Here is a 17,243-nt window from a genome sequence, read left to right as displayed (position 1 = left end):
TTGATATTATGTTTATAACGAGATTACGCCTGATGAGATGTGATTAAAATCTGACAGGTTAATCAATTCCTGATTTTTAAAAGAAGCTTTAAATTTAACCATTCCTGGTTGTTATAATGTATCAAAACCTGTGTTTTTCAACTATTTTTAAATAGTAAGTTAAGAGTTTTTTTAAATCCTTGTTATTTTCATGACTTTTATTCGTTTTTCATATTCAAGAGTTTGAAATGCCGTTTTTCGGTAAATACTCTGGCTGACAATCAAGTAAATAAATATGGAAAGAATAATGAAAAAATATACAATGAACTCGCTAGCAGCGGCAGTTATTTGTGCATTGAGTGGCTATGCTCAAGCACATTCGCATGCTGCAAACACGCCTACAGATAACGTAACCATCGATCCTGTACAAGTACAGAAGCTTAAAAAAGATGCTGAATTACATAGAAATTTAACAGCTGATTTTAGTGCTCCATTGGTTGTTGATAATACCGCTGACGCATCACAGACCCGAGAGTGGCACGGTCCAGTAACAACACGTAAAGTGCTTACCATTTTGATGGAATTTGCCGACGTTCCTCATAATACGATAAAGCCAGAAAATATACCTAGTAGACATTACTATGAAAACTATACGCCTGAGCATTATTATGAGATGACCTTTTCGAAAAATGGTTACGAAGGTCCAAGAGGCGAAACACTACCAAGTATGCGTGAATACTTCCTAGATCAAAGTGGCGGTTCTTTTGACGTGGAAGGTGGTGTATTTGGTTGGTATAAAGCAAAATTTGATCATCCTTATTATAAACAGGACACTCATGCACTGATAAAAGAAGCTGTTTATAATGTATTAGCAGACGAAAACTTTAATTTGAGCGATTATGACCTTGATAATGATGGTCAAATTGACCATTTAAGCATTATTCACTCAACATTAGGTGAAGAATCTGAGCCACGTGCACTGCGTCCAGATCCAAACAGCCCGTTTAATAACTATATTTGGTCTCACCGTCACTCAATTAATCAAGATGTGTTTAATGAATCAGTGGGTAAAACAGCGCGTATTGGCAGCTATGTTATCCAGCCAATTGATGCAACGATTGGTCTTCTAGCACACGAATTAGGTCATGATCTAGGCTTACCTGACGAGTATGACACTGTGTATTCAGAAGATAAACATGGTGGCGTTGGTGAAACTGTTTCTGCGTACTCTTCTATGGCTTCAGGTAGCTGGGGTGGTGTGATCAGAGGCACAAAACCGACGGGTTATAGTCCATATGCAAAATTGTTCTTACAAAATAAGTACGGCGGTAACTGGATCCAGTCTCAGGAAATCAATGCTGCTGAGCTAACAGAAAAAGGTGTGACGGTTAAGTTTTCTCAAGCTGGTACGAAAGGTTTGAATAACGACTTGGTTAAAATTGACCTGCCAGAGCAAACGAAAAAGATCTATGAGCCACTACATGCCAATGCATTTGACCTAACAAGTTATAGTGCTATCTCTTTTGCACAATCAGTGAAAGGCACCGAAGCTGCGACTTTAAGCTTTAGCTTAAACTCAACGCAATCTATTAATAGTGCTTTTGGTTTGAGACTACTGGTGGATATTCCGAGCGCAGGTATTTCAGGTGCTTTAGCACCGGCAAATGCAGCTGATTTAAAAATGGCATCTGATGGTAGAAAGATTCTTACTACAGGCTCTACTTGGACAACGGTTAATTACGATATTGCATTTTTGGCGCAGTTTGATGACGTAACTTTTACCGTTGAAAACTATGCAATTGGTGGTGAATCAACCTATGTCGCGGTTGATAACATTGTCGTGTCAGATGGAGACAATGTACTCAATGAAATCACTTCAAATACGCCTGAAAAAGTTAGCTTTGTAAACAGCGCATCGCTGTCTGATGGTACAATTCAATATACACCGTACTATCTGTTAGAGTGGCGTCAGCATGTTGGGTTCGATGCGAGCTTGAAAGAGGCAGGAATGGAAGAAGGCCTGTTAGTTTGGTATGTTGACCCATCTTATGTAATTGAATTCTTTGATGTACCAAGTGCTGATAACCTAGTGGGTGCACACCCAGGTGAAGGTTGGATTGGTATTGTCGATGCAGACAGAAATCCAATTCTAGAGTATGTGACTGAATACAGCAGCACAGGTCAGTGGGTAACGGATCGCAGCGTAACACCACTAAATAGCCGCAGGCAGATCAAAGATGCAGCATTTAACACTGTGCCGCAATTAGGTGATGCAGGGCGAACAACTCGCACCGATTTGGCCAATGGTGGCTATCTTGAAACGGTATGGAGAGACCAATTCACAAATGCAAATCCTCGCTTTGCAGATTGGGATGACTATACAAACTACATTCGCCCAGCAACAGGTAAAAAGCTGCCGAAGTTAGGTCTTATGTTTGAAGTCGTTGATCAATCAGCTGACGGTGCGACTGCAGACGTAAAAATTTCTAAAATGTGGTAAGTCTTTTTAAACAATTACGTTGTGCTTGAGCCTGGCAATTGCTGGGCTTTTTTCATTCTACAGTTTTAAAATTTAACTGACTTTGCAACGGAGTAACTCCGAGCTATCGCCCTATTCTTTGCACTTACCTCTCTTAAAATTTCCATAATATACGCTAAAAATACTCTATGCTTAGTCTAACGTATTCATTTAGTTGCGACATCGCGTTGGTATGGCGCAAAGCGGGGAGAGGATGTTTCAAACAAGGTCTGCAAGATTCGTTGGTCTTATACTAATCAGTGCGCCTTTTTATTGGTTACCTGCGGTGTGCCAAGGAGCACAAGAGGTTGAAAAAATCTCCGTGACCGGCACTAGAATAAAGCGCTCAATACAAGCCGATAGCCCATCACCAATATCCAGCATTGATGCAAAAGCACTCTCCTATATTGGTGCTAATGATGTGAGAGACTTGATTGAAACCCTGTCATTTAACGCGGGGGCGCAGAACAACTCTGATAATTTGACACAAAACTTTACGGTCGGCACCTCAAATGTAAACCTCAGAGGGCTGGGCGTATCTTCTACTTTGGTGTTGTTGAATGGCCGGCGTCAAGTGACATCTGCTGTGGTTACGGATCAAGGAGCCAGCTTTGTCGACACCGCATCTCTGATCCCCACTTTGGCAATAAAGAGAGTTGAAATATTAAAAGATGGCGCATCGGCTATTTACGGCTCAGATGCGGTTGCGGGGGTTGTAAACTTTATTAGTAGAGATGATTTAATAGGCAGTGAGCTTCAATATGAGTATCGACAACGCTTAAGTGAAGGCAGTCAAGATGAAACTAAAATAGACTTTGCTTATGGTGTCGAGATTGGCAACACTGGGCATCTGCTGGTCGCAGCAAGCTATTTAGAAAGGACCAGCTTAGTGCTTGGAGAAGTTGATTGGGTCCAACCGGCATTTAGCAGTTTTGGCAATCCTGGTAGTTTTGTACTCCCTTCTCTTGCCAATGGACTAAATCCAACGGGTCTCACAGTTGCTGACCCGAATTGTGAGCAAAATGGAGGTGTTGAGTCCGAAGGAAGTAATGGCAATACATTTTGTTTGTTTGATTTTGCACCGCAAATCACAGCAGTGCCGAATGAAGACAGGTTACAGCTGTACATGCATGCAAAATGGGAGTTAAACGATGGTGTTGAGCCATGGTTTGAAGCGGGTTTTGCAGATAATGATATTTCTCGAGAAGTTTCACCTAGTTTTCCGGTGCTAAATGCGCCGTCTGTGCTTTCGTCACATCCAAATAACCCCTACAACGAAGATATATTTTTTAGAGGGCGACCATTTGGCGTTGGCAAACCAACCGAACGGAATTTTTATGAGCACCGTACTTCACGGGTCGCATTTGGTGTAGACGGATCTATAGGGTCGAACAAATACTGGCAAGTTTCCTATGTGAGTGCGCAAAATGATGCATTTTTAAATCCCAGAGATGTCATAGCTGACAACTTTCAATCTGCTTTATTGGGGTTTGGTGGGGTGAATTGTGACAGCCGAGGTGCTTCAATTGCAGGCACCGGTTCTTGTCTATATTTTAATCCTTTTTCCCCTCAAGATAGCGTGAATGAACAATTACGCAGTTACATCATTGGCGACTATATTGGTAACGTGAAATCGACGTTACGTGTTTTTGAAGGCGTCTTTGCGTTTGATGAACTGTTTGCAATCGGTGATGACTACAGCGCATTGGCGATTGGTATTCAATATAGAAAAGAATCAATGACCTCAGTCTATGACTCTTTGACGCAACAAGACAGATTTGCGTTTTTAATCGGCAATCAAAACGTATCTGGAGAGCGCAATGTTAAAGCGCTGTTTTCTGAATTGCGACTCCCGCTTTTGGCTCAGTTTGAGCTTGGAGTGGCCATTCGATATGAAGATTATGGAGATTTAGGAGGTGACACCACAGATCCGAAACTGTCTGTGCTTTGGCATTTATCTCCAGATTTGTCGTTGAGATGTTCATACAGCACATCCTTTAGAGCGCCCTCAGTTCATCAATTAAAAGGCATTCAAACCAATTTTGCCAATATTACCGATCCCAGAGATGGTTCGACGACGTTTGGCGGTAATCGAACTGTAGGTGATACGAACTTGGTGCCAGAAACTTCAGAAGCGTTTAATTTTGGCATTTCATATGCATTCGATACATTAGATATAGATGTAGATTACTGGCGTTTTTCGTTTGAAGAAGTGTTAACTCGAGAAAGCCATCAAGCGGTTGTCAATGCGTTTCCAGATGACCCTAATCGGGTAGTGCGCACCTCCGCAGGCACAATTTCAATTGTGAATACGCGGTTTATCAATGCTGAAGCGATTGATACGTCAGGTGTGGATCTGACAGCCATGTATCATTTTGATATGCACTTTGGACGGGTAACCCCACAGCTTTCAGCGTCTTATTTGTTGGAGTATGACTTAATGGATGAAAGCGGCACTGTTACGGATGGTCTGGGTAAGTTGAATCGCAACACAGTCGGAAATCCGGCTCCAAGACTCAAAGGTAGCATGGGCATCAATTGGACCATGAACGGCCATAATGCAAATGTGTTTTTTCGCCATGTGGCCAGTTACGAAAATGACGTAAGTCTAGAGAAAATAAACTCTTTTAATACGATAGATTTACAGTATGAAATGGAACTCAATGAGTCTTCTATTTTGGCAGTTAGTGGGGCGATCACCGCTGGTGTAGTAAATATAACGGATAAAGCCCCGCCTTTTGTAAATATTGCAGGTAGTTATGACCCCAGAACAGGTGATCCGAGAGGACGCAGAGCGTATTTAAAGTTTAAGGTGCGCTTTTGAATTGTATGGTTGGTTGGTGGTATATGGCAGGTCATCTTTCCAATAAACGTAAATATGGGCATATTCGACTTATTGTCATGGTCGTCATGTCTGTGATCTTGCTAGTTCATAGTAGGGAGGGGAATACGCGGACTTTGCGTTTTGTCACACTTGAGTACCCGCCATACCAGTATTTAGAAGAGAACAATGCTAAAGGCATTGGAGTTAATATGGTTAACGAAGTATTTAACCGAATGGACAAGCCCTTTGTGATTGAATTTTTACCTTGGGGACGAGCGCTCAGAGAAGTTCAGGCTGCACGTGCCGATGGCATTTTTACTATTTATTTTTCCGAGGAACGTCAGAAAACCATGCTGTTTTCACAACAGGTATTGATAAACCAATCGGTATCAATATTCAGTAATCGTGATAGTGATCTAAATCTGACTGGCGATATCAATGAATTGAGGCAGCTAAGAGTAGGGCTGGTTAGAAATGTAAGCTACGGTAAAGAAATAGACTCGGCTATAGCGCAAGGCGTGATCAACAAAGTGGTGGAAACCACTTCTGGCACTCAGAGCTTTAAACTCTTGCTGGCTGACAGAGTAGACGTTGTAATTAGTAACCAGCTCGGAGGATTTGACATACTTCGCCGACTAAACATTCAGCAATTGGTTCAATTGCACAGTGAGTATGAGTTTGTGATCCCCAGTTATTTCGCGTTTCCTAAAACATGGCGTGGTGAAAAGCTTAAACAGCAGTTCGACGCCACGCTGCAAAAAATGAAAAGTGATGGGACGTATAAAGCGGTATTAGCGCAATCTTTACTATGTAGTGGTAATGACTGTAAAGACTAGTCAGGGAAAAGTGGCCCTAAAATAGGCCACTCAGTTTTATGCTATATCAAGCACCTAGGCTAGTTAGCGCTTAAACCTCGACGTTTAAGCAAGGCGTCTGTCGTCGGCTCTTGACCTCTAAATGCTTTGTAAGACTCCATGAGTGGTCTTGAATTACCAACCTCAAGAATATTTTGACGATAGCGTTTGCCTATTTCTCTGTCCAGCCCGCCCTGAGATTGAACATATGCAAATGCGTCTGCCGCTAAAATCTCGCTCCACATATATGCATAATATCCCGCAGAATAGCCGCCGCCCATTGAGTGGGAAAAGTACGCAGATTTATAACGAGGCTGAATATGAGGTAAGTATAGGCCATGTTTCTTAAGCACTTTCTGTTCAAATGCTTCTAAATCTGTGATTTTATCCTCCGGCTTCAGGGCGTGCCATTCCATATCAACGACCGCTGCAGCGACGTACTCCAAAGTGTCAAATCCTTGGTTAAAGCTTCTTGAGTTCACTAACTTGTCTAATAACTCTTGTGGTATCGCGGCATTTGTTTGGTAGTGTTTTGCATAGTTGGCGATAACTTTTGGATGAATTGCCCAATCCTCCTCAAAAGTAGATGGAAACTCCACGAAATCTCTAGATACGGCAGTGCCTGCCAGCGAAGGGTAATTGACGTCAGACAACATACCATGAATACCGTGGCCTAATTCATGGAAAATGGTGGTCACCTCGCCATAACTCAGTAGCGTAGGCTGGCCATTCGGTGCTTTAGCAATGTTCATAACATTGACCACAACTGGTGTTTGACCAAGCAAGTGAGACTGGTCGACAAATGAATTCATCCAAGCGCCACCGCGCTTGCCTTGGCGTGCAAAGTAATCGGCATAAAAGATAGCCAAGCTAGTTCCGTCATGGTCGAACACTTCATACGCTGTGACATCAGGATGATATACAGGTAAGTCTGGGCGAGGTTTAAACTCAATACCATATAGCGCTTTCATGGTGAAAAACACACCGTCTTCGAGCACGCGGTTAAATTCAAAGTATGGCCTGACAGTGCTTTCATCCAGCGCATATTTGTCTTGGCGGACTAACTCCGCGTAAAAAGCCCAGTCCCACGGCTGCACGGTAAAGTCGCCGCCTCTTTGGACTACTTTTTCCTCAATAGCTTGTGTTTCTTGCGCTGCATTTTCCATCAGTTGTTCAGTCATACCTGAGAACATTTTGAATACAGCTTCAGGTGTTTTTGCCATTTGTGCCGACAGGCCATATTCAGCCCAGCTATCAAAGCCAAGGATATTTGCGCGCTCAGCGCGGTTTTGTGCGAGACGACTTACAATCTCTGTATTACTGGTCTCACCAGAGCGAGCTCTATTTGCAGAGGCTAGCCAAATTCGCTCTCGTAAAGCGCGATTTTCAAGCTGTGCAAGAATGGGCTGGCGTGTGGTATTGGTAATACTGATTAGGTACTTACCTGTGTGTCCTGCGTTTTCAGCTGCTGCCGACATCGCGTCTATTTGTTTGTCATTTAGGCCCTTAAGTTGTGCTTTATCTTCAACCAAAACAGCAATATTTTGAGTTTCTTTTAGCAGGTTTTGACTAAATTGGGTGGTTAGTTGAGAGTGCTCTTTGTTGAGTATTCTGATCTGTGACTTTTGATCTGCATTAAGCTTGGCACCTGCGCGGACAAATCGTTTGTAATATACCTCAGTGAGCCTGAGCGATTCCGCATCAAGTTTGAGCGTATCACGTTGCTGATAGATGTCTTGTACTCGACTGAAAAGTTTCTCATTTAGGTAAATGTTGTCGTAGTGCTGCGCCATCAGAGGGGCAAATTTTTGCTGTAGAGTTCTACGTGTAGGCGTTGAATCGGTCGCACTGATATTTGAAAAGTAGGCACTAACACGGGTTAGCTGCGCGCCACTTTTTTCTAGAGCGACAATTGTATTTTCAAATGTGACCGTTTTTTTGGCTGTTATTTCGTCAACTTCCGCGAGCTGTTGTGCAAAGCCAAGTTCAAATGCTGGAGCAATATGTTTGTCCTTGATGGCTGAGAAGTCAGGTGCTTGATATTGCAATGAACTGGGGCTGAGCAGTGGGTTTGTCAAGTCGACCTGCGCTGTTGTTTGTAGCTTTGATATTGCTGATTGTGGTGCGACATTTTGGCTATTGCAAGCCCCGAGCAACAGCACTGAGCTGATTGCAGCAGCGATTGATTTTCTTATCATGGTGTGTTTCCGAGATAGTAAGACTTTGGATATTTAATGCAAAAATTACGGTTTAATTGGTAAAGCATTTTGATAAAAACAGGTTGGGATTGGCTTCTATCAAGGTGCTTTGCGCGTACTTTTATACAAGCTACCCGCAAGATTGAATTTGTTTGATATGTTATATTGTAACAAAATAAATGCAATTATTATTCTTGTTTATTTACTAATAAATTTTTAAGTTTTTGATTTTTAATTGATAAAATGGTTTTTCTTTCAAGGTTGATGATTTTATTGCAATAGCGAGCTAAAAGATTTTTTTAAGACATGATTGAAAAAACACATGGAAAAAGCTTGCAAATTACCTGTTTGTGATATGTTATATTATAACAAAATTTAGATGGGACAATTATGTTTAAACTTTCACCACTGATGCTTGGCTTGATAGCGCCTTTATCAGTACAAGCGTATGCTCAAAATATTAGCGGCCAAGTTCAAGACGAGCAGGGTAAAGCAATTGCAAATGCGACGATTTCAGTTATGGGTTCGCAAAGAACAACTCAAACTGATAGTCAGGGTAAGTTTGTTTTACAAACAAATATAAGCGGTGATGTGGAGCTTCATATCACCGCGGCTGGATTTGCGCACCAAAACAAGCTTATTGCAGCATCAGATACAGGTTTAAACGCCATTGTCGTGACATTAAATTCTTCAGCTATTGAAGTGTTAGACGTTAAAGCATCACCATTTCATGCGTCGATGATGGAGTCATCTATGCCGGTAAGTGTGTTATCCGGAGATAAATTGCGCGAGCAGCAGGCTGCGACTTTGGGTGATACCTTATCTAAACAAGTGGGAGTCCACACCAGTTTCCATGCAAAAGTGGCAAGCACACCTGTTATTCGGGGGTTAAGTGGTCCTCGTGTTTTGATCACACAAAATAGTTTAGATGTCAGTGATGCTTCTCGTGTTGGCCCAGATCATTCAGTTGCTTCAGAGACTTCAACCGCTCAACAGGTGGAAGTACTTAGAGGTCCTGCAACACTTTTTTACGGCAGTGGTGCGATTGGCGGGGTTGTCAACGTGGTGGACGAGCGTGTCCCAACGCGCAGCGATACATTTGGTGAGGTACTGATTGAGCATGCGACAGGTGATGAGCAGAAGCTAGCGAGTTTAAATCTAAACACTGGTACAGAACAATTTGCGTTTCATGTTGACGGTTACCTGAGAGACTCAGAAGACTATGACATTCCAGTACCTGCTGAAAAAGGGGCTGATGAAACGCATTCTGGTGATTATAAAGTTGAAAATAGTGCAGAAGAGTCTTCGGGCGGGACGATTGGTACTTCTTATTTATTTGAACAAGGTTATATTGGCATCTCTTACGGAAAAATGACCAGAGAATACGGGATACCAGGCCATAGTCACGGCGACGAAGCGCCGACAGTTTATGCTGATTTAGACCAAGACAGATGGCAGATGATTGGTAAATACAGCTTCGATCATCAATGGCTAAGCGAAGCAAATTTTCGAGCTGCGTATACTGACTACGAGCATGCAGAGATAGAGCATGGTGAAGTAGGTACTATTTTTGCGAATGAAAGCCAAGAAGTACGTTTGGATTTGATGCATCAGCCGATTGCGCAATGGCGTGGTGGTGTCAGCGTACATTACAAACGCAGCGACTTCTCTGCACAAGGTGCTGAAGCATTTACACCGCCTTCAGTGAGCGAAACATTTGCGGTTGCGCTGATGGAAGAACGTCATTTTTCAGACGTGTTAGTGCAACTCGGTGCACGGGTAGAGCGTGTCACAATTGATGCTCCAAGGGTTGTATTGTCGAGTGGTGATTTGCAAGGTGACGACCACGACCACGACCACGACCACGACCACGACCATGACCATGACCACGACCACGACCACGACCATGACCATGAAGGCGAGCAGGCAATCGCTCAGCGTATTTTTGCAGTAGATCACGAGTTTACACCAATAAGTTTGTCGGCCGGTGCTGTTTGGGATTATCAACCGGGTTACAACATAGGTATTTCCGTGTCTCGTTCAGAGCGCGCACCAGCAGCGTCTGAGCTTTTTTCATTCGGTCCGCACATTGGAACAGGTACTTATGAAGTTGGCGCATTGTTTAGACAAAAGGCGGATAGTCTATCGTTTGAATTAAACCCCGCAGACATAGAGTTGGAACGCGCGCACAATATAGATTTAACTTGGCGAAAGCTAGATGGCGACTTTGGTTTTGTACTGAACGCTTTTTATAACCAGATTGACAACTATTACTATCAAGTTAACACCGGCCTAATGGCGGATGATGGACATGACCACCACCATGATCATGGTGAACACGACGAGCATGGAGATGAACATGATCACACAGATCATGAAGAGCATGGTTTACCTGTTTATGTGTTTAAAACTGATGACGTGATCACACATGGATTTGAAGCGGAGTTTGCTTGGCAGGCAACTGAGTCATTACATGCTACTTTGTTTGCTGATTTGGTACGTGCGCGTTTAAACGATGGTGGTAATTTGCCTATGGTTTCACCAGTTCGCTTTGGTACAAAGCTGACGTATAACTTAGAGCAATTCACGTTAAATCTTGATGTTGTGCGTTATCAAAAGCAATCCCATATCGCGGCTCATGAGACCGAAACGCCAGGTTACACCCTAGTTGATGCCAGCATCAACTATGATTTCGCAGCCCTAGGGCAGGACTGGGTATTGTATCTAAAAGGTCATAATCTGACGGATACAGAAGCACGCGTACATACGTCATTCTTAAAAGATAAGGCACCTATGCCGGGCAGAAGCTTTGCGCTTGGGTTTAGAGGGTATTTCTAACTTTTTGTCACTGTAGTCAAAGGGGCTTAGGCCCCTTTTTTTGTCCAGCTATTCAAAACGCTTAAAGCAACCGCAATGCAGAAATGAACAAGCGCGAAAGGCGTTTGTATATTCAGTGACTTTCATTGGAAATAAACTGAATCTCGGGACTTTCAATTGTAAACATTTGCCCATCATCCAATTCGATCTCAATATAAAATGTCATAGGAAACTGCGCCTTTGGTGGCGTATTTAATATGAGGTCAGTTCGAAGACCAAGGGGTGTTAAAGGCGCGTTATTTGCTGTTTCAATATAGGTATTTAATGTGGTGTAAATACGCTTTTCCTCTTTATAGGAAAAGTATTTATTCGGAAAAGTTGCGAAAGTCACAGAGAAGAGCTGATTTAAATTACTGCCGGCCAAAAAGTCTTCGTTGAAGTCATATGCAGAGGTTATTTTGATAGACTTTATACTTTCCTTGGTGGTTTTTATCTCAGGGGAACGGGCATAGGCTTTACTGATAATCGCAGGCCACATGGAGCTGGAAAAAGAGGATGCAATAACAACAGTTTCAGTTACCGTATCCAATCCGAAAATTAAGTTTTGGTGTGCAATTGGCGTGTTTGCTTGATAAGGGGAAGCTCGCTTTATTATATGCGTATCGATTTTCTGGTCGACCTCGCGATTGAAGAGGTACAAATCAATGCCCTTAGTGATCTGTTGAGTTTTCTGCTTTTCAGGTGGTTCAGGAAGGGGAGTAACACTCGACTCAGAGCCACAGCCTAAAAGCGTTACTACTAATATCAATAAACCTATGGCGCGTAAATACAGCATGCTAAATCCTTTTTCGACTGGTTTTAAAACATGGAGTATTCCATAAAGGGGAAGAAAGTATTGTTACTTATTGTTACTGGGGAGTTTGAAAAGTTTCGAGCTTGCGATAAGTGGGTTGTTCAGCTTTGTGCTGGCTGAACAACCCTGAGGTGTTAAATTTGAGTAGCAAATTGCGTTTCACTGAGTGCTTGCTCAGACTCTACTTCGCCTCTGTGATCTGTCGCGAGCTTTTCGTAAAGTAACGGCAGGACAATCAATGTAAAGAAAGTACCAATCAGCATGCCTGCAACCAAAATAATACCTATGCTGTTTCTAGCTTCGGCACCTGCTCCCGTCACCAGTACTAGAGGGAAATGACCCAGTACAGTAGCGCCAGTAGTCATCAAGATTGGACGAAGGCGGGTTGCAGCAGCACCTTTTACGGCGTCAAACTTGTTCTTTCCTTCAAGCTGCAAATGATTGGCAAATTCAACGATTAAAATACCATTTTTTGCGATTAACCCTATCAAGGTGATAAGGCCAATTTGGCTGTAAATATTTACGGTGGTGAGCGATAAAAATGGCAGCATAAGCGCACCTGATAATGCAAGCGGTGCGCAGCCTAAAAGCACCACAAGCGGATCTCTGAAGCTGTTAAATTGGATAGCAAGTAAGAAGTAAACCACAATCATGGCTACCAATAACACACCCACCATGGTGTTACCCTCTTTGCGAAGTTGCCTAGATTCTCCCGCATAATCAATTGAATAATGAGCAGGCAATATCTCTTTGGCAAATTCTTCAATGCTGCTGAGCCCTTGTTCCTTTGTGATGTGAGGCAATACTCCCGCCAAAATTCTAAATGAACCTTGTTGGTTAAAGGACCCGAGTACTCTTGGGCTTGTGAAAGTTCTCAATGTCGCAAAAGCTGATACAGGGATCAATGTGCCTTGATCTGTCCTGACCTGCATATTGAGTATATTTTCAGGGTTATAGCGCTCATCATCGCCAACAATTGGGATCACGCGATAGGCTTTACCATCTTTATTAAAGTAGTTGGCGAAGTTGTTCGACATCAATACGCTGAGTTGGTTATTGACATCCGCAAGATTTAACCCTAAATCAGCCACAAGTAAACGATCTATTTCCAACTCAGCTTGCGGTAAATCAATTTTCAGATCTGTATTCACAAACATAAACTGGCCACTGGCATTGGCTTTGGCAATGATCTGGTCGGCGTACTGTTTCATCGTTTGTGCATCGTCACCAGAGCGCAATACAACTTCGACATCAAACTGACCTGCTGTAGGTAAAGATGCTGGCAAAATAGGGAACAAACTCAAGCCTGTCACACTGCCAAGGCGCCCATATAGGTCAAATAGTAAGTCGTGAACAGAGTTCTCGCGTTCTTCAAATGGCGCAAGTTCTACACCACCGAAACCAGCGGCAGCTGTGACTATTTGCCAAGTAAATTGGCCGCCTTCAGTCGCATTCATGACCCGTGCTGTGTCATTCATTTTTTCTGCTGTATAGACCTGAGAAGATTCTGGTGGTGCCTCAATAACGACCTGAACACTGCTTTGATCCTCAATCGGGGCAAGCTCTTTTTGCGACAATAAATAAAATGGCACTGACAATAATGAAAACACAATAGCAACAAAAAATATCTGAGGTCGCCACTTAAACAAGGTATCTAGGCTACGAAAATAAAATGCTTGCAGCCTGTCAAAATAGCTATTTACAGCTCGTGTAAGTTTGCCTTCTTTTCCGCCTTCAGGGTTTACATACGCACTCATGATTGGCGAGAGTGTAATCGCAACCAGTCCTGAAATCAGTACGGCAATCGCCAAGGTAAAAGCAAACTCTCGGAATAAAAATCCAGTTAAACCAGTTAGGAACCCTATTGGAGCATATACTGCGGCGAGGGTCAGTGTCATTGCAATGACAGGCACAAGCAATTGTCTTGAGCTGATCAGTGCTGCCTGCAATCTCGGTTTGCCTTCTCGCATGTGACGGGCAACGTTTTCAACCACCACAATGGCATCATCTACAACTAGACCGACTGACAGCACAATGGCCAAAATCGTTAGTAGATTCAATGAAAAGCCCATCATGTAGATCACCGCGACGGCACCTAAAATAGAAATTGGAATAGTGATCAAAGGCACCATGGCGGTTCTAAAAGAGCCCATCATTGCTACAACAACGATACCTACGAGAAGAACAGTTTCGGCAAGTGTGGTGAAAATTTCTTTGATGGAATCACGCATGTACAGCGTACCGTCATAACCAATCGATATTTTCATATCATTTGGTAGGATCTGGTTGATTTCGTTGAGTTTTTTATAAAGCGCATCACCGATGTTAATTTCGTTGGCACCGGGCAGCGCCCAAACAGCGAGAAATACAGTGTCGTGATAATCAAGTCGCGCTGTGACCATACCTTGCGCTTCGCCGATTTCAATGTCTGCGATATCCCTAAGCTTTAACTGCGCACTGGCAGTTTCTTTCACGACAAGGTTTTCAAAATCAGCTGCGCTCTTCAGGCTGGTGTTTGCCATTAAATCGATACGTTGACGGTTATTTTCCGTGTATCCAATGGTCGCAATGGTATTGTTTGCTTGCAGCGCTGCAAAAACGTCGCTGGCACTTAGGTCGTAAATGGCCAATTTATCGCTGTCTAACCAAATACGCATAGCCGGGTTTCGTCCACCTTCTAGGGTGACTTTTTGCACACCAGGAATATCCGACATAGATGGCACAACATTGCGAACTAAGTAATCACTTACTTCATTTCTGGGCAGGCCTTGTGACTCTACATCAAGGTAAAAAACGGCATAAGGGCTATCTGCGCGAACAATTTGAATAGCGGGATCTTCTGCGCCGGTTGGTAGTTCAAATTTAATTTGGTTGAGCCGGGTTGTAAGTTCAGCCAGTGCGTCGGTTGTACTGTGGTTAAGATCTAGCCAAGCCGTCACTTTACTCATACCTGAGGTTGTGACAGAGTCAACATAATCGACACCTGGTACAGTCGATGCCACACGTTCGATAGGTTCTGTGACATAGCCTTTTACAACATCTGCAGCAGCACCTGTATAAACGGTATTGATCACCAAGGAGGCACTCTCAATTTTTGGGTATTGCTGTACAGAGATCTGCTTAGCGGCGTTAACACCAGCCAATATGATCAGCAATGAGAGCACAATTGCCAATACAGGTCGATTGACAAAAATGTCCATTACCGATGGTTTATTTTCGTGTAATGAACTCATTGCTGTGCTCCACTCTGATTATCTAATGATGCCGTTTGCTCCGTATAGACCAACAGATTTTCACTGAGTTTAAATGCTCCTTCGCTGGCAATAAACTCACCACCAGAAAGCCCAGTCAGAACGATCTGGTTGTCTTGTACCTTGTCACCTAACGTCACTTTAACTGGTTTCGCTCGCCAATTCTGCTGTTCGTCTTTTTCGAGTTGATAGACAAATTCGCCAAAATGACTACGCGTAATGGCGTTAGTTGGAACTAATACAGCTTTGATGGTGTTGGCAGGGACTGTGACCATCGTCATTTGATTGTGATTAAATCGATTATCAGAATTCGGTAGCAGCGCGCGGTAACTTTGCTGGCGAGAGTCAGAATCAATGCTGGGTTTTTTGGCAATGATTTTCGCATGGAAATCTCTGAACTCAGCGCTGTTTGAATCTGTCAGCGAAATGCTTACTTGGCTGCCAATGTGTGGTTGTGCCAATGTTTGAGGAACATGGAAGTCCACCCATATTGCATTGTCGCTACCAATCATTGTAGTAATCTGGCTATTTACATCTAAAAACTGACCGACCTGATATTGGTCAAGGCCTGTTTGACCAGTAAATGGGGCACGGATGGTTTTTTTCGCGATCAAGGCTTGCAGGTTTTGCACCTCAGCTTCGCCAATACTGACATCGGCTTCTGCTTTATCAACTTCGTCCGGGCTGATCCGTTTTTGTTTCAACAATTTTACAACACGTGCATAGGTCGATTTGGCTAATTTGACGCGTGCCTTAGCGGCTTTTAAATTTGCTTCGTCAATACTGGTGTCAAGTTTCAACAGTACTTGCTCAAACTCTACAGTGTCACCCGGGTTAAAGCCAACATAGGTAATTTGTCCCGAATATTCATTACTGATAGTCATGTTTTTTCGCGCTTGTAGCTGACCAACCACTTTGATATTACTGGTATGCTCAATCGCTTTTGCATAGGTGCTTTTTACCGATGCTGATGGTTCAGGAAATGATTCACCAAAGGCAATTTGAGCTTGTATTTGACTAAACTTGATAAAGCCCAAACTGGCAATCACAACGAGGACAATAAAGGTAGCTGCGAGCCAACGTTTAATATTCATAATTACTCCTATCTGTGATTAACGCAGGTCTAGCGCAATCAGTTGTTGTTCAATATGTTTAAGTGAGGCGTCATTTATAGGCTGTCGCCACGGGTAGCTATTGATTAGACGTACCGAGCTTCTGATAATTGGGTGGTTAAGAGGTAATGGTGCTAGCAATGAATCCGTTCCTTCTATAATCTGTTTTGTCTGTTGCACACGTTGTACTTGTTCATACCCGACCGTCATCGCCCATCCGCTGATGATGATTTCTTCGATCGCTTCAGATAAGTTCGGTACATCTTCAAGTTCGCCAGCATTAATCGCTTCCACCAATGCTAATTTAAACGAAGACTCACAACGAGACTGTGCTTCAATAATTTTACCGGTCCAATAAGTAGAACCTTTTTTGATGACAGCTTCATTGGTTGCGTAGGTTTGAAGTGCATAATCAAATTCGAACAGTTGTAACTTTAGCGGTGAAATAAGGCTGATCGCGATAATCTTTTCGGGCGCACTGAGTTCAAGAGCAAGAACCTGGTCAAATATATTGGAGAGATGTGTAAAAGATTCATTGGCAAGGGCAAGCACGATATCTTCCTTACTTTGTACAAACTTGTATACCGAGCCCATTGAAAGCCCCGCAATGCGCGCTATCTTGGCCATGGTAAAGTCTGTGATCGAAGCTTCATTGATGCATTGCTCTGCAGCGGCAAGGATCATTTTTCGCTGAGTTTGTTGATCATATTTAGGTGCTGGTGCCATCTTATTACTCCATAGGTGACCAGTTTTGATTTTCATTCGAATGATGTTCGAATGTCGTTATTTTAACTCTCAAAAACCTGATGTCAATCGAACTAGACTATTTAATATTTA

9 protein-coding genes are annotated in these 17,243 nt (G+C 43.0%); 4 read left to right on the top strand and 5 right to left on the bottom strand.

Annotated features, from left to right (window positions below):
* The first annotated feature begins 286 nt into the window (after nt 1–286).
* From N483_RS07530 to N483_RS07520, 3 genes are all read left to right on the top strand, one after another.
* Nucleotides 287–2,479 carry an immune inhibitor A domain-containing protein gene (locus tag N483_RS07530; protein ID WP_023401364.1) on the top strand — a complete coding sequence of 731 codons (2,193 nt, stop codon included), beginning with the start codon at nt 287–289 and terminating at the stop codon, nt 2,477–2,479.
* A gap of 232 nt (nt 2,480–2,711) precedes the next feature.
* Nucleotides 2,712–5,321, top strand: coding sequence for a TonB-dependent receptor domain-containing protein (locus N483_RS07525; RefSeq protein ID WP_052027436.1), 2,610 nt, complete (start codon nt 2,712–2,714; stop codon nt 5,319–5,321).
* A 23-nt stretch (nt 5,322–5,344) separates the two neighbouring features.
* On the top strand, nt 5,345–6,157 hold the full coding sequence (locus N483_RS07520; RefSeq protein ID WP_172642427.1) for a substrate-binding periplasmic protein: 813 nt from the start codon (nt 5,345–5,347) through the stop codon (nt 6,155–6,157).
* A gap of 59 nt (nt 6,158–6,216) precedes the next feature.
* Here N483_RS07520 and N483_RS07515 read toward each other — a convergent pair whose 3' ends face one another.
* On the bottom strand, nt 6,217–8,373 hold the full coding sequence (locus N483_RS07515) for a M3 family metallopeptidase (RefSeq protein WP_023401367.1): 2,157 nt from the start codon (nt 8,371–8,373) through the stop codon (nt 6,217–6,219).
* A gap of 390 nt (nt 8,374–8,763) precedes the next feature.
* On the opposite strand from N483_RS07515, the gene N483_RS07510 reads away from it, so the two are divergent.
* Nucleotides 8,764–11,211 (top strand): TonB-dependent receptor, encoded by a 2,448-nt coding sequence (locus N483_RS07510; RefSeq protein WP_023401368.1) that lies wholly within the window; start codon nt 8,764–8,766, stop codon nt 11,209–11,211.
* Nucleotides 11,212–11,323: 112 nt separating this feature from the next.
* Here the strand turns inward: N483_RS07510 and N483_RS07505 are convergent, their stop codons facing one another.
* From N483_RS07505 to N483_RS07490, 4 genes are all read right to left on the bottom strand, one after another.
* Nucleotides 11,324–12,025 (bottom strand): hypothetical protein, encoded by a 702-nt coding sequence (locus N483_RS07505; protein ID WP_023401369.1) that lies wholly within the window; start codon nt 12,023–12,025, stop codon nt 11,324–11,326.
* 152 nt (nt 12,026–12,177) lie between these two features.
* Nucleotides 12,178–15,276, bottom strand: coding sequence for an efflux RND transporter permease subunit (locus N483_RS07500; RefSeq protein ID WP_063383325.1), 3,099 nt, complete (start codon nt 15,274–15,276; stop codon nt 12,178–12,180).
* Complete coding sequence (locus N483_RS07495; RefSeq protein ID WP_023401372.1) at nt 15,273–16,388, bottom strand: efflux RND transporter periplasmic adaptor subunit; 1,116 nt, start codon at nt 16,386–16,388, stop codon at nt 15,273–15,275. Before N483_RS07495 ends, N483_RS07500 begins: the two co-directional genes overlap by 4 nt.
* A gap of 18 nt (nt 16,389–16,406) precedes the next feature.
* A complete protein-coding gene (locus tag N483_RS07490; RefSeq protein WP_023401373.1) occupies nt 16,407–17,132 on the bottom strand; it encodes a TetR/AcrR family transcriptional regulator in 726 nt (241 codons plus the stop codon).
* Nucleotides 17,133–17,243: the final 111 nt, after the last annotated feature.

Origin of the sequence: Pseudoalteromonas luteoviolacea NCIMB 1944, assembly GCF_001625565.1 — a bacterium.
GTDB classification, from domain to species: Bacteria; Pseudomonadota; Gammaproteobacteria; order Enterobacterales; family Alteromonadaceae; genus Pseudoalteromonas; species Pseudoalteromonas luteoviolacea_F.
The sequence above is the reverse complement of the archived record's forward strand: the minus strand, read 5'-3'. Positions and strand labels throughout refer to the sequence as shown.